The following is an 18,656-nucleotide window of genomic DNA, read 5'->3' on the forward strand; positions in this document are numbered from 1 at the left end:
TGGGCAAATATGGGCAAACATCGCATCTATGCTGGCCGGGATGCCGAAGGTGCCGCGCGGCTCGCCGTACCGCCGTGCCGCCGCAGCGCCGTCCCGTGTCAAGGAGGTCCGCGATGTCCGACGCCACGCACCGCCCCGGGGCGGACGACGGTGCGCCCCCGGCCGTTCCGGCGGGTCCCGGCGACCGCCTGCGCCTGCTGGAGCGCGCCGCGAGCCGGGTGGGCACCACCCTCGACCTGTTCCGCACCGCGGAGGAGCTCGCCTCCGTCGCGGTGACCGGCTTCGCCGACGTCGCCGTCGTGGAACTGCTCGACCCGGTGCTGCGCGGCGAGGCGCCGGCACCCGGCCCGGTCGACGCCCGGACCGCGGTCCGCCGGGCCGCCCTCGCCTGTGCCGAGGGCGTGGGCGTGCCCGGCCTGCGCCCCGCGGGCGCCGCCTGGGTGCCGCAGTTCGGGTCCCCGCACGCCCAGGCGCTGTCCGACCTGCGCCCCCGCCTCGTGCGCCGTCTCGTCACCGGCGCCGACTGGGTGGCCGGCGAACCCGAGCTCGCCGCGCTGACCGGCGACCACGGCGCGCACTCGATGATCGCCGTGCCGCTCACCGTCCGCGGCGTCCCGCTGGGCCTGGCCTCGTTCTACCGCCTCGGCGAGCACCGGGCCTTCGGGGACGAGGGGCTGGCGCAGGCCGCGGGCCTGGCCGCGTTCGCCGCCGTGTGCCTGGACAACGGCCGCCGCTACGCCCGGGAGAAGGCGCTCGCCCGGCTCGTCCAGCACACGCTCGTCCCGCACCGGCTGCCCGCCCACGTCGCCGCGGAGACGGCCTGGGCCTACCTGCCGGTGGCGGCGGGAGGCTCCTGGTTCGACGTCGTGCCGGTCTCCGGGGCGCGCATCGCGTGCGTGGTGGGCGAGGTCGCCGGGCACGGCATGCCCGCGGTGAGCCTCATGGGGCAGGTCAGCACCGCGGTCGCCGCGCTCTGCGCGGTGGACCTGGACCCGGTGGAGATCCTGCGGCGCGTGCACGACCTGGTCGTCACCTCCACGACCGGGCGCTCGACGCTGACCGCAGACGGGCCGCGGACCGAAGGGCTCACCGTCGGCTGCGTCCTCGCCTTCTACGATCCGGTGTCCGCGCAGTGCACGATCCTGCGAGCCGGCCAGCCCGCACCGACGGTGCTCCTCCCCGACGGGCGGGCGCTGGTGATCGACGCCCCGGCCGGGCCGGCGCTCGGCGGCCAGGGCGAACCGTCCTACCCGGTGACCCGGGTGACACTGCCCTCCGGCAGCGTGCTGGCCCTGCACACCGCGAGCCTGCCCGCGCCGGGGGACGCGCTGCGGCGCGCGCTCGACCTCGCGGGCGACGACCTCGACAAGGCGTGCGACAGCGTGCTCGCCGAGGTCTTCCCCGCCGGGCCGCTCGACGACGCCATCCTGTTCCTGGCCCGCACCCGGGTCCTGGGAGAGGACCGCACCCATGCCTGGCCGCTGCCCAACCGCGCGGAGAGCGCCGCGGAGGCGCGCCGCGTGACCGCCCGCCAGCTCGCGGTGTGGGGGCTGGACGAGCTGATCCCCAGCACCCAGCTCCTGGTCAGCGAGCTGGTCACCAACGGCGTGCGCTACTCCGCGGGCGACATCGAACTCCGGCTGATCGTGCGGGAGAACACCCTGGCGTGCGAGGTGACCGACTCCGGCAGCGCCGCGCCGACCCTGCGGCGGGCCCAGGACGACGACGAAGGGGGCCGCGGGCTCTTCCTCGTCGCGCAGTTCACCCTCGACTGGGGTGTGCGGCCGAACGCGCGCGGCAAGACGATCTGGACCGAGCAGCTGCTGCCCGGCCACGAGGAGGACGACGCCGAGGACTGAGGCGGCTGGGCCGCGGGACGCGAGGGCGGGGTGCCGGAGCCTTTCTGTGCTCAGCCCGGGCCGGGGCCCGCGTCGTCCGCCGGGGGACCCGGTGACCGGGGCGGTGCCGACGGTCCTGCCTCTCCGGCGGACGAACCCCCGAGCCCCTGCGCGTCGGGACGGCTCGCCACGTCGTGCAGCAGGACGTCGGGGAAGGCCGCCGCGGTGAGCCGGTCCAGGGCCGCCGCGCGCTCGGCGACCGGTGGCCGGCGCCGCGGGGGAGCGGCGGCCAGCACCCGGGCGAGCAGGGCCCGCAGCCGGCGGACGACCTGCGGGTTCGAGGTCCCGTAGAGCAGGATCTCGTCCAGGGCCAGGGAGACCAGGTCGGACCAGCGCGGTGCGGGGAACGACACCCGCGGCCGGCCGTCGGCGTCGACCAGCCACGCCGGGCCGAGCGGCCGCCCGGCGAGCCGGATCAGCCCGTCCTCGATCTGGTCCATCGCCTGGACCGCCGTGGTCGGGTCGTTGACCGCGGGTGACAGCGCCCTGACCGCGATGTCCGCCAGCAACCGGAACCCGTAGGCGCAGTCCTGCTCGACCGTGCGGCTCGGCCCGAAGCGCATGCAGCGGGCGACCTTGCGGAGCAGCCGAGGGTCCGCGGCGCCGGACGGCGCCTCGACCCGGGCGACCACCGCGCCCGTCGCGACGAAGTCGCCGACCGCCCGCACGAGCCGGACGCGTACGTCCTGCCGGGCGGCCAGCCGGGTCAGCCGGGGCTCGTCGACCCGGTAGACGACACCGGGACGACCGGGGTGCAGGACGGCGGCCCCGTCCGTGCGGGGCGGGAGATCGGCGGCGAAGGGCCCGGCCGGCGCGGGCCCGGAGGGCGGGGTGGCGGCGGCGGCCGGGTAGGTCTGGTCGATGACGGTCCGCAGCCGCTCCCCGACCGCCCGGGAGAGGCCGCCGCCGGTCACCGCGTTTCGCAGCGACGACAGCAGGTACAGCACCGCGACGGCGTCGAACAGCACGAGCAGGACGGCCAGCGTCACGCTGATCCGCGGCACCCGGTCCCCGCCGACCTGGCTGAGCGTCACCAGCGCGTACAGGGCGGTCCCGACCAGCATCCCGAACAGCACCAGGTAGCGGCTGAAGTGGCCGAGGGCGGCGACGAGCCGGGGGGACATCGCCTGCACGGTCTGGATGACCAGGGTGATGGCCGTGACGACGAAACCGGCCAGGGTGATCATGCTGCCGGCGATCGCGGCGAGCGTCGCCTGCGCGGTGGACGCGTCGAAGGACAGCCCCACCTTGGGCAGATGCCGCTCCACCCGCGGCAGCCCCCACCCCAGGACGGCGCCGCCTGCCACCAGGAGGAGGGCCGTCGCCAGGCTGCGGACCTGCCGGGCGCGCTGGGTGCCCCGGCCGCGCTGGGGCGGCCGGGCGCGCAGCGGCTCCTGCCCGGAGCGGTCCGTCATAGGCCGGCCTCCTCGCCGCGTGCTGCGCGGCACGGTGGCCTCCAGCCTCGACGGCGGCGCCCGCCCGGGCGAGCCGGACGGGCTGATCGAGTGCGGCACTCCCGCACGTCCGGGCCGCACCGCCCGGCCCCCGCCCGGTGCGCGCTGACCCGTACGGAGTACGCCCGCTCGTGGCGGTACCGCCCCCCGTGTGAGGTTGGCCGTGGCCGCGCCCACCGTCCAGGTGGCCGGCCGCGTCCACCGAGGGGAGACCGTGATGCCGCAGCACACCGGAGCCGAGCCCGCGCAGCCGGAGATCGCACGGGCCAACGAGGCGGTGCGGAAGCGGATGCCGTTCGACGACACGCAGGACCTGGACGACGTGCGCCGCGGGTTCCTCGGTACCGCCGCGGACAACCTGGTCAAGGACGCGGACGGTCGTGTGGTCTGGGACCTGGAGGCCTACGGCTTCCTCGACGGGGACTGCCCGGATTCCGCCAACCCCAGCCTGTGGCGGCAGAGCCGGCTGTGCGCCGACCACGGCCTGTTCGAGGTGACCGAGGGGATCTACCAGGTCCGCGGCTTCGACCTGTCGAACATGACGCTCGTCGAGGGCGAGCGCGGGGTGCTGGTGATCGACCCGCTCATCTCGTCCGAGACCGCGGCCGCGGGCCTGGCCCTGTACCGGGCCCACCGCGGTGACCGGCCGGTGACCGGCGTGCTCTACACCCACAGCCACGTCGACCACTTCGGCGGCGTGCGGGGCGTGGTGACCGCGGACGAGGTCCGCGGCGGGGTGCCGGTGCTGGCACCCGAGGGCTTCCTGGAGCACGCGGTGCGCGAGAACGTGTACGCGGGCACCGCGATGAGCCGCCGCGCCGCCTACATGTACGGGGCCGCGCTCCCCAAGGGCGGGCAGGGCCAGGTGGGCGCGGGACTCGGCCAGACCACCTCCACCGGGTCGGTGGGACTGGTCAACCCCACGGCCGACATCACCCGCACCGGCCAGGAGGAGACCGTCGACGGCATCCGCATGGTGTTCCAGATGACGCCGGGCACCGAGGCGCCGGCCGAGCTGAACATCCACTTCCCGGATCGCGCGGCCCTGTGCATGGCGGAGAACGCCACGCACAACCTGCACAATCTGCTGACCCTGCGCGGTGCGGAGGTCCGCGACCCGCGGGTGTGGGCGCAGTATCTGACCGAGGCGATCGACCTGTTCGCCGGATCGTGCGATGTGGCGTTCGCCTCGCACCACTGGCCGACCTGGGGACGTGAGAACATCCTCCACTTCCTGTCGGAGCAGCGGGACCTGTACGCGTACCTGCACGACCAGACGCTGCGGATGATCAACCAGGGCCTGACCGGGCCGGAGATCGCGGAGCAACTGGAGGCGCAGATGCCGCCCGCGCTGGAGCGGGCCTGGCACACCCACGGCTACTACGGTTCGGTGAGCCACAACAGCAAGGCGGTCTACCAGCGCTACCTGGGCTGGTTCGACGGCAACCCGGCCCACCTGTGGGAGCACCCGCCGGTCGAATCGGCCCGCAGGTACGTGGAGTTCATGGGCGGCGCCGACCGCGTACTCCAGCAGGCCCGCAAATCCTTCGCCGACGGCGACTTCCGCTGGGTCGCGCAGGTCGTCAACCATGTGGTGTTCGCCGATCCGGACAACGCCGACGCCCGCGCGCTGCAGGCCAACGCCCTGGAGCAGCTCGGCTACGGCAGCGAGAACGGGACCTGGCGCAACTTCTACCTCATGGGGGCCTGGGAGCTGCGCAACGGCTCGGTGGGCACCCCCACGGCCACCACGTCGCCGGACGTGCTCGCGGCGTTGACGCTGGACCAGCTCTTCGACGCCCTCGCCATCCGCGTCGACGGCCCGCGCAGCTGGGACGCCGACATCTGCGTCCGCTGGACCCTGCCGGGCACGCAGCCCGTCACCCTGCGGCTGCGCAACGGCGTCCTCACCCACGTCGCCGGGACCGGGCCTGCCGCGGGCAGGGCGGACGTGGAGATCGCCCTGGACGAGGACACGCTGCGCGCCGTCCTGCTCGGCGCCGTCCCGCCGTCGGATCTCCCCGGCCGTGCCGGCGTCACCGTCACCGGCGACATCGCCAGGCTGGCCGAGCTCCTGGGCCATCTCGCCGACCCCGACCCGGACTTCGCCATCGTCACACCCTGACGGCGGCGGAGGCCCGGCCGCCCCGACGGGCGTCAGACAGGGAGCCGCTCCAGGAGCGCCGCGAAGTCCGTGCCCGGCGGGAGCGTGCCGAAGGCCAGGCCCCGGTCCCCGGCGAGCCGCGACGCGCAGAACGCGTCGGCCACCGGGGCCGGCGCGTACCGGACCAGCAGCGAGCCCTGGAGCACCAGCGCGGCGCGTTCGATGACCCGGCGGGCCCGCAGCGGCGCGTCCTCGCTCGGCACCAGCTCGTCCTGGAGCTCGCGCCACGCGCCGTCCAGCCGCCGGTCGGCGCCGGCGGCCGCCTCGACCTCGGCCCGGAACGCGTCCAGCGAGGCAGGCTCGCGCACCATCGCCCGCAGCATGTCCAGGGCGTTGACGTTGCCCGAGCCCTCCCAGATGCCGTTCAGCGGTGCCTCGCGGTACAGCCGGGGCATGCCGGACGCCTCGTCGTAGCCGTTGCCGCCCAGGCACTCCAGCGCCTCGGCGACCGCGGCCGGCTGCCGCTTGCACACCCAGTACTTGCCGACCGCCGTGGCCAGCCGCAGGAACGCGCGCTCCGCCTCGTCGCCGCGCTGCGCGCGGTCGGCCGCGCCGGCCAGCCGCAGCGCCAGCGTGGTGGCCGCCTCCGACTCCAGGGCCAGGTCGCCGATCACGTTGCGCATCAGCGGCTGGTCCACGAGCCTCGCGCCGAACACCTCGCGGTGGCGCACGTGGTGGGCGGCCTCGGCCAGGGCCGCGCGGGTCCCTGCCGCCGAGCCCAGCACGCAGTCCAGCCGCGTCATGGTCACCATGTCGATGATGGTCCGCACCCCCCGGCCCTCCGCGCCGACCAGCCAGGCCACCGTGTCGTCGAACTCCGGCTCGCTGCTGGCGTTGGAGCGGTTGCCGAGCTTGTCCTTCAGGCGCTGGATGCGGAAGGTGTTGCGGCTGCCGTCGGGCAGGATCCGCGGCACCAGGAAGCAGGACAGCCCGCCGGGCGCCTGCGCCAGCACGAGGAACAGGTCGTTCATCGGGGCGCTGGTGAACCACTTGTGGCCGCGCAGCCGCCAGGTGCCGTCGGGCTGCGCGGTGGCCGCGGTGGTGTTGGCGCGGACGTCCGTGCCGCCCTGCTTCTCCGTCATGCCCATCCCGGCGAGCAGCCCGCGCTTGCCGGCCGGGGCGCGCAGCCCGGGGTCGTAGACGCGGCCGGTCAGCAGCGGCTCGTGGACCTTGGCCAGGTCGGGGGAGTGGCGCAGCGCCGGGACGACCGCGTACGTCATCGACACCGGGCACAGGTGGCCCGCCTCCAGCATGCTGACGACCATGAAGCCCGCGGCGCGCGCCACATGGGCGCCCGGGCGCGCGTCGGCCCACGCGGCCCCGGCCAGGCCCGCGCTCACCGAGACGTCCATCAGGCGGTGGTAGGCGGGGTGGAACTCGACCTCGTCGATGCGGTGGCCGTAGCGGTCGTGGGTGCGCAGTTCGGGCTCGTGGCGGTTGGCCTGGTCCGCCCAGTGCCGCGCCTCCTCGCTGCCGGCCAGCCGGCCGAGGCGGTGCAGCTCGTCCAGGTGCCACCCGGCGCCCTCGCGCCGCACACCCTCCAGCAGCACCGGGTCGGCCGCGGTGTCGTGACCGGTCAACGGCGGGGGCTGGTTGGTCACTTCGTGCGTCACGGCGGTGGGCCGGCTGTGCGGTGCGGTGGGCGTGCTCACGGGTACCTCCGGGGCGGACGGGTCAGGCGGTGGCCGGGGCGGCGCCCGCGCAGCGCAGGGCCATGGCGGTGAGTTCGGTGATCAGCGCGCCGGTCGCGGTCTCGTCGGGGGTGCCCAGCGGGTCGACGAGCACCTCGCCGATCGCCCCGGTCAGCGCGGCCGCGGTGATCTCCCCGTCCTGCTCGGGCAGCAGGCCGGCCGCGATGCCCTCGTGCACCACCTCGGCGAACAGCGCGCGGTAGCGGCGGCGGAAGTCGAGCCGTTCGGCGCCGACCGCGGGCTCGGCCGGTGCGGCGAGCAGGGCGTAGGCGAGTCCGCGGTTCTCCAGGGCGCGGCGGGCGAACACCTCGACGCCCCGGCTGAGCCGCTCGACGGGGTCGCCGGGCCCGTGCAGGACCTCGCCCAGCACCTCCACCTCGCGCCCCGCGGCGCGCCGGAACACCTCCACCGCCAGCGCCGCCTTGGACGGGAAGTGCTGGTAGACCGAGCCGGCGGCGATCCCGGCGGAGTCGGCGACCGCGGTCACTGACGCCTGCGACCAGCCCACCTCGGCGACGACCGAGGTGGCGCGGGCGACCAGGTGCTCCCTGGCGGCTTCGAGCCGCCGGAGCTCGGCGGGCGTCTTGCGATAGGCCATAGAAGAAGTGAAGCACTGTTCAGAGTTTCAGGCCATCGTCTGGCCCGCACTCGTCGCCACGGATGCCCGCGCGCGGATGCCCGCGCGCGGATGCGCGCCGCGGCGGGCGTACCTCACTCCGGCCGGCGCAGCCCCGCGACGAGCAGGGCCACCAGGCGGCGGGCGTCCTCGTGCGCCTCGCCCTCGGCGCCGATGCAGAGGTTGCCCACGCCGCGCATGAGCGCGAGCGCGGTGACGTCCGCGCGGATCTCGCCGGCGGCCGCCGCCGCGTCGAGCAACTGCCCGCAGACGGGTACCAGCCGGTCCAGGAAGTAGGCGTGCAGCGCCTCGAAGCCGGCCGCGTCGGCCTGCATCACCGCGGCCAGGCCGTGCTTGGTGACCAGGAAGTCGACGAACAGGTCGATCCACCGGCCGAGCGCGGCGTACGGCGTGGGGCCCGCCGCCAGCAGCTCGGGGCCGGCCGCGGCGAGCGCTTCGACCTGGTGCCGGTAGACGGCGATGATCAGGTCCGCGCGGGTCGGGAAGTGCCGGTAGATGGTGGCCGTGCCGACACCCGCCCTGGCCGCGATGTCGCGCACGGGCGCCTCCACGCCCGCGGCCGTGAAGGCGGCCGCCGCCGCGTCCAGCAGTGCCTCCTCGTTGCGCCGGGCGTCCGCCCGCTTGGGCCGGTCCACGCGTGCCGCGCGGCGCTCGCCGTCCGTCACCCTGCCACTCCTCCGCTGCCGTGATTGCTAAACGGGACAGCGTTCCGTATTGTTAATCGGGACGCCGTTCCGTTTGTGCCCATGATGCCAGAGCGGACGGCCCGCGGCCACGCACGCCGTCGCGCGTGCGTCCCGCGGGCGCCGCGGGCGTCGTACGGCACGCCCGCCGAGGTGCTCGGCGGTACGCGCCGGCGCCCTTGCCCTGCCTGACCCTCCTGTGAAGGACGTTGCCCCATGAATGCCTCACCCCTGCCGAGCGCGGACCAGCTGCTCGGCGCACCCGCCCCCGTCGTCTCGGTGCAGCCGGTCGTGCTGCCTGCGCCGGGCCGCGGCACGGATCTGCACGTGCGCGTGTCCGCCCCCGCGACCGGGCGCGACCTGCCCGTCGTCGTCTTCTCGCACGGCTTCGGCTCGTCGCTGGACGGCTACGCCCCGCTCGCCGACTTCTGGGCCGCGCACGGCTTCGTCGTCGTCCAGCCCACCCACCTCGACTCGCGCACGCTGGGCCTGGCCCCCGACGACCCCCGCACCCCGCGGATCTGGCGGATCCGCGTCGAGGACCTGATACGGGTCCTGGACGGGCTCGACGCCCTGGAGGCGGCCGTTCCCGGACTCGGCGGGCGCGTCGACCGCGGCCGGATCGCCGTCGCGGGACACTCGTGGGGCGGCCAGACGGCGAGCATGCTGCTCGGCGCGCGGGTGCTGGACGCCGCCGGCGAACCCGGCGAGGACCTGACCGATCCGCGGGTCACCGCGGGCGTCCTGCTGGCCACCACCGGCCGCGGCGGCGCCGACCTGTCGCCGTTCGCGGCCGAGCACTTCCCGTTCATGAGCCCGGACTTCGCGGGGATGACCACACCGGCCCTGGTGGTCGCCGGCGACCACGACCAGTCGGCGCTGTCGGTGCGCGGCCCCGACTGGTTCACCGACCCCTACTACCTGAGCCCCGGCCCGAAGAGCCTGCTCACGCTCTTCGGCGGCGAGCACTCGCTGGGCGGCATCACCGGGTACGGCGTCACCGAGACGACGGACGAGAGCCCCGCACGGGTCGCCCTGATCCAGCAGCTCAGCACGGCCTACCTCCGCCACGCCTTCCACCCGGGCGACCCGGCCTGGGCCGCGGCCCGCGCCGCGCTGGCCAAGGCCGCCGAGCCGGTGGGCAGGGTCGAGGGCGAGTGACGCCCGGTCAGCCCCGCCGCCGGTGCGGCGCGGGGGCGCCGGACCGCTCGGGCGCGGCGGGCGGATCCGGCGGCGCGGCCGGCCACTTGAGATAGGCGGCCGTCTCCTGGAAGCCCAGGCCGACGTAGAAGGCGGCCGCGCGCCGCGTCGGCACCGTCACCTCGGCGTCCCCCGCGTGCGCGGCCCCGGCCTGCACGGCGCGGACCAGCGCGGAGCCGGTCCCGTGGCCGCGCAGCGGGGCGTCCACGCACAGCTCCAGCAACTCCAGGACGGTGCCGCCCGCGAAGAGCGTCGGCATGCGGGCGGCGAGCGCGTACCCGGCCACCCGGCCGTCCACCTCGGCGACCAGGAGTTCGGCGCGGCCGTCGGCGGCGTCCCGGAGCACCCGGGGGTACGTCACCGTGTCGAAGACCGCGCGGTCCGGCCGGTAGCTCGTGACGAAGCCGCACAGCAGCCGGAACACCGCGTCGCCGTCCGCCGCGGTCGCCGCGCGGACGCTCATGCGCACCACCCCCCGTCCTCCGGGCCCGAGCCTACCCGGCCGGTCCGTGCGGGCCCGGTGCCCGCGGGCGGGACCGGGGCGAGGGGTGTCCGCCGGACGGCGCAGCCGCGCTGCCGACCGGGACGACCTCGGCTACAACCGAGCCATGAGCCCCTCAGCGGTCCCGCCCCCGGTGCTGATCGAGAACGTGCGGGTCTTCGACGGCGTGGGCGACCGGGTCGGCGAGGCGCGGTCGGTGTACCTGAAGGACGGCCTGATCGCCGCGGAGGGCGAGCCGGCCGCCCCGGACGCGATCGTCGTCGACGGCGGCGGGCGGGTGCTCATGCCGGGGCTCACCGACGCGCACGTCCACCTGTTCGCCGCCGGTGCCACGATGGAGCAGCTGATGCTGGCGCCCACCGGACTGGTCTACTACCAGGCGCTGGCCGAGGCGCGGCGCATGCTGATGCGCGGCTTCACCACCGTGCGGGACATGGGCGGCGACACCACCCCGCTGCGGCAGGCGATCGACGCCGGGCTGTTCCCCGGCCCGCGGATCTACCCCAGCCAGGCCGCGATCTCCCAGACCAGCGGGCACGGCGACTTCTCCGAGGTCTACCAGGCGGCCACCCTCTTCGGTGGCGCGCCCTCGCGCGCCGAGGCGGTCGGCTTCATGCGCGTCGTCGACGGCCGGGACCGCGTGCTGACCGCCGTGCGCGAGCAGCTCAAGAAGGGCGCCACCCAGATCAAGGTGATGGCCGGCGGCGGTGTCACCTCCGCCCACGACCCGCTGGACACGCTGCAGTTCACCCCGGACGAGCTGCGGGCCGCGGTCGAGGCTGCGGCGGACTGGGGCACCTATGTGTCCGTGCACGTCTTCACCCCGCGGGGCATCCACCGGGCGGTGGCCGCCGGCGTGCGGTCCATCGAGCACGGGCTGCTCGCCGACGAGGAGTCCGTCGCCCTGCTCGCCGAGAAGGACGTCTGGCTGAGCACCCAGCCCCTGATCGAGAGCGACCACGTCTACGCGTCGGCCGACTCGAACATGAAGAATCGCCGGGTCTGCGCGGGCGTCGCCGACACGCTGGGCTGGGCCCGCGCCCACGGCGTGAAGCTCGCCGTCGGCACCGACATGCTGCTCAACCCCGCCGAGGCCCACAAGCAGGGCGAGATGCTCACCCGGCTCACCACCCGGTTCGGCTTCAGCGCCGCCGAGACGCTGCGGATCGCCACCTCCGGCAACGCCGAACTCTTCCGGCTCGCCGGCGAGCGCGACCCCTACCGGCAGGCGCCGCTGGGCGTGGTCAGGCCCGGCGCCTGGGCCGACGTCCTGGTCGTCGACGGCGACCCGACCCGCGACATCACGCTCCTCGCCGACCCCGACCGGAACCTCTCGCTGATCGTCAAGGGCGGCCGGATCCACAAGAACACCCTCGGCTGACCACCGCGGCGCCGGTCGTCAACTGCAGCTGGCCTTGCCGCCGTTGGCGACCGGGTAGATGGTCGGCGAGGTACGGATGGCGGTGAAGTTGGAGCGGTAGGCGGCGAACACCGAGCCGGCCGCGGCCGGGCTGGTGTCCTCGTACTGCAGGATCGTCTCGTCGCTCTGCCGCAGCGAGTTGGTGCTGAAGTTGGCGCTGCCGGTCCAGGTGACCGAGCGGTCCGGAACGCCGTAGTAGTCGCCCTCCACCTGAAGGTACTTGGAGTGGATCCAGATGTCGGTGTGGTCGTTCTGCGAGCCGCCCGCCGCGTTGTTCGCGCAGTAGTACCAGACCGCGACGCCGTTGTAGGCGCTGCTGGTGGCCTTCAGCAGGGTGTTCATCACCGTCTGCTGGCTGGAGTCGGCCGAGTCGTAGGTCTCGGCGACCTCGACGTAGCAGCCCTGGGCGTCCAGGTCGACGAGCTTCTGCGCCAGGTAGGACCGGCTGAAGATGTCCATCGCCACCCGGATGATGGTGCGGTGGGTGCCGTCCTGGGTGCCGACCACGCTGTTGCCCTTGCACGCGACGTGGTCCAGCACCGTCTCGACGGTGTCCGCGGTGGGGTCGTTGTAGGGGCTGGTCGCCGAGGACGACTCGTGCCGCGGATAGAAGTGGATCTTGGCGTTGCCCGACGCCACCGGCGTCCGGCCGGTGTTGTAGTAGTCGTTGTTCGCCACCCGGGCCTCGAGGTCGCCGAAGTAGCCGCTGTACGCGTCGTAGACGGCGGTGTTGCCGACCAGCACCAGCGCGTTGTTCCAGCCCCCGAGCCCGTCCCGGCCGGTGTGCAGGTTCGCCGAGGACTGCACCACCACGTCGGCGGCGCCCCCGGTGCTGGAGAACAGGAAGAACTTGTTGTGGTTGATCGCGTCGACGGTGCCGAGCGCCCGGGTGCCGACGCAGCCGCGGCCGGCCGGGCAGGCCAGCACCCACGACGAGGCGGTGAGCGTGGTGCCCAGCGCCGACACCAGGGTCTGGTACGGCGCGAGCGCCGTCTCCTTGCTGTCGAACACCACCTGCACGTTCACCCCGCGGCTCCTGGCCGCGACCAGCGCGTTCGGGATCGTCGGGTCGTCGGCGTAGAACATCGCCATCCGCACCAGCGATCCGGCGGGAGCGCCGTCGATCAGACTGACGACGCGGTCCTGGATCGCGCTCCTGGAGCCGGCGGCGGTCGGGTCGTTGAAGACGGCGCCGGTGGCCGGTGCCGCGGCCTGCGCCGGGGAAGCGGGCAGCAGGACGCAGGTGGTCGTCAGTGCGGCGGTGACCGCGACGAGGAGGCGGCGGAGCGCGCGACGCATGTCTCTCCCAGGGGGGCGGAGCCGGGCGGGGTGCATGACGGCGGAGCCATCCCGACCGGGGCGCGCGGCCCTCGGTTGAGATGGCCCTGACACTAGCCAATGCGGGTGCCCGCCAGGGCCGGCTTCGGCAGGAGCCGGTCGCCGATCCGGGCGATCTCCTGCCGGTAGGGGGTGTCGGACAGCACGAAGTGCGTGATGCCGAGCCGGCGGTAGGCGTCCAGCGCCGCCGCGACGTCGTCCGGGGAACCGACCAGCCAGGTCGTGCCGGCACCGCCGCCGCCGAACCGGCCGGGCGCGGTGTACAGGCAGGTGTCGAGCACGTCGCCACGGGCGGCCAGGTCGAGCAGCCGCTGCTGCCCGACGGCCGTCCTGCGGTTGCCGGTCCAGGAGCGTTCGACGTCGCGCCCGGCCATTTGCGCGACCTTCGCCTCCGCGGCGTGCCACGCCTCCTCGGTGGTGTCCCGGACCACGGTGGTGATCCGCAGCCCGAACTCCAGCGGCTTGTGCCGGCGGTCGAGCCGGCCGCTCAACGTGCGGAGCCGGTCGATGCGTTCGGCCAGCCCGTCCAACGGCTCGCCCCAGAACAGCTGGACGTCCGCCTCGGCCGCGGAGACCCGCTCGGCGGCCTCGGACGCGCCGCCGAAGTACAGCGTCGGATGGGCGCGTTCGCCCGTCGGGTAGGGGCGCGGCGCCACCGTCGAGCCGGTCACCCGGAAGTGCTCGCCGTGGAACGTCACGTCCTCCTCGGTCCACAACCGGCGTACGAGGTGCAGGAATTCGCGGGTGCGGTCGTAGCGCTTCGCCGGATCGAGGGTGGTGTCGCCGTACGCGGCGAGGTTGTCGAGGCCGCTGACGATGTTGACCAGGACCCGGCCGCGGCTGAGCTGGTCGAGGGTCGCGGCGGCGCCGGCGAAGTGCGCCGGCTGCCAGTAGCCGGGCCGGATCGCGATCAGCGGCCGGAACGTGGTGGTCCTGGCGGCGAGCGCGGTCGCCAGGGCGAAGGTGTCCGGACGCCCCCAGCCCGTGCCCAGCAGGGCCCCGCCCCAGCCGTGCCGTTCGGCGGCGAGCGCCAGCTCGGTGGAGTACTCCAGCGACCCCCAGCCGCTGGTCGTGTCGTCACCGCGGTGACCGGGCTCGACGGTGTTGGGGATGTACCAGAGGAAGGTCAGGCTCATGGCGTGTCCGATCAGGGCGTGGTGAGGTGGCGGCGTGACGGAGTGATGGCGTGACGGAGCGGTGACGCGACCAAGTGGCGGCGCGACCAAGTGGTGGCGTGACGACGGCGGAATCGCCGCCCGGGAGAGGGACGGCGGATCCGCGGCAGCGGCTCGCGGAGCGGTGAAGTCCCGGGATACGCAGGGGACATGCGGGACCGGGGCGAACCGCGCCCGCTCTGGCGTCAGGCAGGCGGCGGCGGTTGAAGGGCCGTCAGGCCGAACCCGCCGCGGGCCGAAGCCCGACCGGCCGGTCAGCCGTCCAGTCCGGTCAGCCGCTCAGCCGCTCAGACCGCGTGCGCCGTGGGGCGACAGGGGCGGCGAAGGGCGCGGCGACACCGGAACTCCGCGGAGTGGCACGGACAGCGGTGCGCCGGTGGCGGCGTGGTGTGCGTGCTGCGCGTCCGGTCGGCCATGGACCGATTGTCCGAGCGCGGTTCTTCGCGGGTCAACAATGCAACCCGGTGAATTAAGTCCTCACCGGACGTAGTGGTAGCCCTGGCCCTCCGACGGGTCGTCCAGGTGGTAGATGCCGCCCTGGCTGCCGACGTACAGCTCCGCGGCCTTCATCGTCTGGCAGAGCACCCCCGAGGAGCGCGCGGTGTCCACCGCGGCGGACGTCACGTTGATGCTGCTGCCGCCGTTGCCGACGGAGTCGAGGCGGGCGACGTTCTCGCAGTGGCTCATGTACAGCTCGGTGGTGTAGCGGACGACGGTGCCGCCGACCGGGCCGCGCGAGATGACGATGGTGCCCGGCTGGTTGCCGGACGCGCCGTCGAACTTCCAGGTGCCGACGAAGTAGGACGGGACCGCGCTCGACGGGGCCGAGGTGCGGGTGGGCGCGGAGCCGCCGCCGGACGTGGACGAGCCCTTGGAGCCGCCCGACCCGCCGCCGGAGGTCCCTCCCGAGGTGCCGCCGCCCGATCCGCTGCCCGATCCGCCGGCCGTACCGCCCCCTGACGTGCCCGAGCCGCCGGTGCCGCCGCCGGGCGGGCTGGCCGTCGGCTTCTTCTTCCCGGCGGCCGTCGTGGTCGGCGTCGCGCTCGGTGTCGCGCTCGTCGAGGGGGTCGGCGTGCCGGACGGGGTGCCGCCGGAGCCGGGGGCCGAACTGCTGCCCTGCGAGACGGAACCGCCGGCCTGAGCCCCGGAGTCGTGCCCGCTGCCGTGCCACGGGCTGAGCATGTACGCCGTGCCGCCGCCGACCGTCAGCACGGCGACCACGGGAAGCGCGACGATCCAGTTGCGGCGTTTGCGCCCGCCCTCGCCGGTCCCGCTCTTCCCACCCCCCACCGGGGCCTCCGCGCCCACCTGCTGCAGCCCCTGGCTCTGCGCCGACTCCGGCAGCACTCCGGTGCCCGTCCCGCGTCCGGGCGGGGGCAGCAGGCCGACGGTGTTCCGGTCGGCCGGCTCCTCCCGGAGCGGGGTGGCGTCGACGTCCAGCAGGCGGGCGGTGTGCCGGGCGAGCCGGTCGAGGAGGTCCGCGGGAAGCCAGGCCGTGCCGCTGTCCGGGGCGGGCGCGACCGCGGCGTCGGCCAGCAGGTCCGCCACGGCGGGGCGTTCGTCGAGGTCCTTGGCGAGGCAGCGGGCGACCAGGCCGCGCAGCTCCGGATCGGCGATCCCGTCGAGGTCCGGATCGCCTTCGACCGTGCGGTAGTTGATGGCGTGCTGGTTCGTCGCGCCGTGCCCGAAGGCCAGCTTGCCGGTGGCCGCGTAGGTCAGCACGCAGCCGACCGCGAACACGTCGCTGCCCGGCCCGAGGTCACCGCCCAGGACCTGCTCGGGCGACATGAAGCCGGGCGAGCCGATCACCATGCCGGTGCTGGTGAGCAGCGACTCGACCGAGGGCTCCAGGGCGCGCGCGATGCCGAAGTCGATGACCTTCGCGCCCTCGGCGGTCAGCATCACGTTCGACGGCTTGAGGTCGCGGTGCACGATCCCCGTGGCGTGGATGTCGGCCAGCGCCCGCAGCAGGAAGCCGGCGAGCGCCCGCACCGTCGCGGTGGGCAGCGGCCCGTGCTCGCGCACCACCTGCTCCAGGGACAGCCCGGGGACGTACCCGGTCGCGACCCAGGGGCGGACGTCGTCGGGCCCGGCGTCCAGGACGGGCGCGGTGTAGCGCTCGCCCACCTTCCTGGCCGCGCTGATCTCCCGCCGGAACCGCTCGCGGAACTGCGTGTCCGACACCAGCTCCTCGTGCACGACCTTCACGGCGACCGTGCGCCCGCCCTCGGTCCTGGCCAGGTACACCCGTCCCATACCGCCCGCACCGAGCCGGCCGAGCAACTGGTAGGGACCGACCCGGGCGGGATCGGTGGCCGTCAGCGGCCGGATGCCGCCACCTTCGACGTCGTCGGCCGAGCTGGTCATCGTGGGGTGAACTCCCGCGGGCTGAGGCGTGGATGAGGCACCTGACGGAGGTCAGGACGCATGGTGCGGCTGGTGCGGTTCTGCCGAGCGGGACGAGATTACCGGTCGCGGCGCCGTTCGGCGGCCCTGGAGGAGGTTCCGTGTGGCCCCGGGAGGGGTCCCGTGAAGGTGGCGCGATGCCCGGGACACCGTGTCCGTCCGCCACTTGACGGGGTGAGCTCCCGTGCCGTCGAGAAGGGTCGTGCTGATCGTCTGCGGGCCGGCGCTGATGCTGGTGAACGTCACGATGGGCGACGGAGCGCGCCGCCACCGACCGGACCGCCCGCGGCGATCAGCGCCCGGGACGCGCGGGCCCGGCCCAGCCGTTGGCCACCGCGATGACCGCGCCCGCCAGTTGCGCCGACTGCCCGGCGATCTCCCGCGGCGGGCAGGGCCGGCCCTGCTCCAGCCACCAGGTGATGGACTCGGTGAACATCGCCCCCAGCACGGTCGCGGCGAGACCGTCCCGTGCGGCCGCCGCTGCGGGACCGGCCGTGCCACCCGGCCGCCCCGGACCGGGCGTCGGCAGGTGCTCCGTGACCATGTCCGTCAGCGACGCCCGCATCCTCGCCGCGAACCAGTCCCCGCCCCGGCGGCCCAGCAGCACCCCGTAGAAGCGGTGGTAGGCGTCGACGTGCTCGAAGAACGCCACCCACCGCTCGGCCGGCGGCCGGCCGTCCTCGCCGCCCGCGACCGTGCCCAGCAGTTCGGCCATCGCCTCGTCGAAGATCTGCCCGGCCAGCTCGAACTTGTCGCGGTAGGTGCGGTAGAAGGCGGACCGGCTGACCATCGCCCGCTCGGTGATCTCGCCCACCGTGAGAGTTGCGAAGCCGCGCTCCTCGGTGAGGTCGACGAGTGCGTCGCGCAGCAGCCTGCGCGTCCGCCGGACCCGCAGGTTCTCCACCGGCTGGGACACTTCGCGCTCCCTGTCTCGAACGGGACACCGCGGGCGCTCTGTTGCTTGTCCCGCCGCACGGCACCCGGCGAGGCTGGACGGCGAACGGATCGCCCCGTCCGGGACACGGTGTCCCGTTCGCACAACGGTGTCAACCGATCCGCCGGTGAGGAGCCCGTGTCATGAGAGCCGTACGCGTCACCGCGTTCGGAGCACCCGACGTGCTGCGGACCGAAGAGGTCCCGGACCCCCGACCCGACGCGGGCGAGGTGCTGATCGACGTCGAACGTGCCGGGGTCGGCTACGGCGACGTCATCGTCCGGACCGGCCGCTACCCCTTCCCGCTGCCGTACGTGCCCGGCCTCGAGGCGGGCGGCACCGTCGCGGCCGTCGGCGCCGGCGTGGATCCGGACCTCGTCGGCCGGCGGGTGGTCGCCGCCACCACGGGCATGACCGGCGGCTACGCGGAACGCGCGGTCGCCGCGGCCGGCGCCGTCCACGAGGTGCCGGCCGGCCTGCCGCTGGACCGCGCCGTCGCCGTGTTCCAGTCCGGCGCCGTGGCCGTCGGCCTGCTGTCGGCGATCGGGCTGCGGCGCGGGGAGACGGTGCTGGTCACCGCGGCGGCCGGGCGCATCGGCTCGCTGCTCGTGCAGCGTGCCAGGACCGCGGGGGCCGGGCTCGTCGTCGCGGCCGTCGGCGGCGCGCGGAAGGCCGCCGCGGCCCGGGAGTTCGGCGCGGACGTGGTGGTGGACCACACCGCCCCGGGCTGGGCCGGGCAGGTGCGGCAGGCCACCGGCGGCCGCGGCACGGACGTGACGCTGGACGCGGTCGGCGGACCCGTCGGCGCCGGCGCCCTGGCGGCCACCGCAGACGGGGGCGGCAGGTTCGCCCTCTACGGGTTCACCTCGGGGACCTGGGTCGAGCTGGACGCGCACCGGATCGGGCGTCGCGGCATCAGCGTCGTGGGCGCCCTCGGCATCGCCTTCGCCAAGCCCGCCGAGGAGCAGCACGCCGACGCCGCCGAGGCCCTCCGGGCCGCCGCCGCAGGCGAGTTGGTGCCGCGCATCCACGCCACCTTCCCCCTCGAACGGGCCGCGGCGGCGCACGCCGCCCTGGAGGACCGCAGCAGCATCGGCGCCGTGCAGCTCACCACGGCACGGCACTGAGCCGCGCCGCCCGCCCGCACACCGCCG

At 74.9% G+C, this 18,656-nt stretch carries 14 protein-coding genes; 5 read left to right on the top strand and 9 right to left on the bottom strand.

Annotated elements, in window-relative coordinates; translation table 11 throughout:
- Positions 1 to 113: 113 nt before the first annotated feature.
- Complete coding sequence (locus tag ACH4TG_RS31505) at positions 114 to 1,859, top strand: SpoIIE family protein phosphatase (RefSeq protein WP_398246009.1); 1,746 nt, start codon at positions 114 to 116, stop codon at positions 1,857 to 1,859.
- 50 nt (positions 1,860 to 1,909) lie between these two features.
- On the opposite strand, the gene ACH4TG_RS31510 is transcribed toward ACH4TG_RS31505, so the two are convergent.
- Positions 1,910 to 3,313, bottom strand: a complete 1,404-nt coding sequence (locus tag ACH4TG_RS31510; RefSeq protein ID WP_398246010.1) for a DUF2254 domain-containing protein — start codon at positions 3,311 to 3,313, stop codon at positions 1,910 to 1,912.
- A gap of 256 nt (positions 3,314 to 3,569) precedes the next feature.
- On the opposite strand from ACH4TG_RS31510, the gene ACH4TG_RS31515 reads away from it, so the two are divergent.
- Positions 3,570 to 5,477 carry an alkyl/aryl-sulfatase gene (locus ACH4TG_RS31515; protein WP_398246091.1) on the top strand — a complete coding sequence of 636 codons (1,908 nt, stop codon included), beginning with the start codon at positions 3,570 to 3,572 and terminating at the stop codon, positions 5,475 to 5,477.
- A 32-nt stretch (positions 5,478 to 5,509) separates the two neighbouring features.
- On the opposite strand, the gene ACH4TG_RS31520 is transcribed toward ACH4TG_RS31515, so the two are convergent.
- The 3 genes from ACH4TG_RS31520 to ACH4TG_RS31530 all read right to left on the bottom strand — a co-directional run bounded on the left by ACH4TG_RS31520 (position 5,510) and on the right by ACH4TG_RS31530 (position 8,509).
- Complete coding sequence (locus ACH4TG_RS31520) at positions 5,510 to 7,168, bottom strand: acyl-CoA dehydrogenase family protein (protein WP_398246011.1); 1,659 nt, start codon at positions 7,166 to 7,168, stop codon at positions 5,510 to 5,512.
- A gap of 22 nt (positions 7,169 to 7,190) precedes the next feature.
- Positions 7,191 to 7,805 (bottom strand): TetR/AcrR family transcriptional regulator, encoded by a 615-nt coding sequence (locus ACH4TG_RS31525; protein ID WP_398246012.1) that lies wholly within the window; start codon positions 7,803 to 7,805, stop codon positions 7,191 to 7,193.
- A gap of 113 nt (positions 7,806 to 7,918) precedes the next feature.
- Entirely contained in the window at positions 7,919 to 8,509 is a 591-nt protein-coding gene (locus ACH4TG_RS31530) for a TetR/AcrR family transcriptional regulator (protein WP_398246013.1), read from the bottom strand.
- Positions 8,510 to 8,743: 234 nt separating this feature from the next.
- Here ACH4TG_RS31530 and ACH4TG_RS31535 point away from each other — a divergent pair, with 234 nt between their 5' ends.
- Positions 8,744 to 9,688, top strand: coding sequence for an alpha/beta hydrolase family protein (locus tag ACH4TG_RS31535; RefSeq protein ID WP_398246014.1), 945 nt, complete (start codon positions 8,744 to 8,746; stop codon positions 9,686 to 9,688).
- A gap of 7 nt (positions 9,689 to 9,695) precedes the next feature.
- Here ACH4TG_RS31535 and ACH4TG_RS31540 read toward each other — a convergent pair whose 3' ends face one another.
- Positions 9,696 to 10,190: a GNAT family N-acetyltransferase gene (locus ACH4TG_RS31540; RefSeq protein WP_398246015.1), complete on the bottom strand. Its 495-nt coding sequence runs from the start codon at positions 10,188 to 10,190 to the stop codon at positions 9,696 to 9,698.
- 145 nt (positions 10,191 to 10,335) lie between these two features.
- Here ACH4TG_RS31540 and ACH4TG_RS31545 point away from each other — a divergent pair, with 145 nt between their 5' ends.
- Positions 10,336 to 11,610 carry an amidohydrolase family protein gene (locus tag ACH4TG_RS31545; RefSeq protein ID WP_398246016.1) on the top strand — a complete coding sequence of 425 codons (1,275 nt, stop codon included), beginning with the start codon at positions 10,336 to 10,338 and terminating at the stop codon, positions 11,608 to 11,610.
- 18 nt (positions 11,611 to 11,628) lie between these two features.
- Here ACH4TG_RS31545 and ACH4TG_RS31550 read toward each other — a convergent pair whose 3' ends face one another.
- The 4 genes from ACH4TG_RS31550 to ACH4TG_RS31565 form a co-directional block, all read right to left on the bottom strand.
- The gene (locus ACH4TG_RS31550; protein ID WP_398246017.1) at positions 11,629 to 12,948 is read right to left on the bottom strand and encodes a phospholipase D-like domain-containing protein; all 1,320 of its coding nucleotides are present in this window, start codon (positions 12,946 to 12,948) and stop codon (positions 11,629 to 11,631) included.
- A gap of 92 nt (positions 12,949 to 13,040) precedes the next feature.
- On the bottom strand, positions 13,041 to 14,123 hold the full coding sequence (locus ACH4TG_RS31555) for an LLM class flavin-dependent oxidoreductase (RefSeq protein ID WP_398246018.1): 1,083 nt from the start codon (positions 14,121 to 14,123) through the stop codon (positions 13,041 to 13,043).
- Between the two features lie 516 nt (positions 14,124 to 14,639).
- A complete protein-coding gene (locus tag ACH4TG_RS31560) occupies positions 14,640 to 16,529 on the bottom strand; it encodes a protein kinase (RefSeq protein WP_398246019.1) in 1,890 nt (629 codons plus the stop codon).
- Positions 16,530 to 16,860: 331 nt separating this feature from the next.
- Entirely contained in the window at positions 16,861 to 17,484 is a 624-nt protein-coding gene (locus ACH4TG_RS31565; protein ID WP_398246020.1) for a TetR/AcrR family transcriptional regulator, read from the bottom strand.
- 161 nt (positions 17,485 to 17,645) lie between these two features.
- On the opposite strand from ACH4TG_RS31565, the gene ACH4TG_RS31570 reads away from it, so the two are divergent.
- Positions 17,646 to 18,629 (top strand): zinc-binding dehydrogenase, encoded by a 984-nt coding sequence (locus ACH4TG_RS31570; protein WP_398246021.1) that lies wholly within the window; start codon positions 17,646 to 17,648, stop codon positions 18,627 to 18,629.
- Positions 18,630 to 18,656 lie beyond the last annotated feature (27 nt).

It is taken from the genome of Streptomyces sp. NPDC020917 (assembly GCF_044333795.1).
In the GTDB taxonomy this organism is placed as follows: Bacteria; Actinomycetota; Actinomycetes; order Streptomycetales; family Streptomycetaceae; genus Actinacidiphila.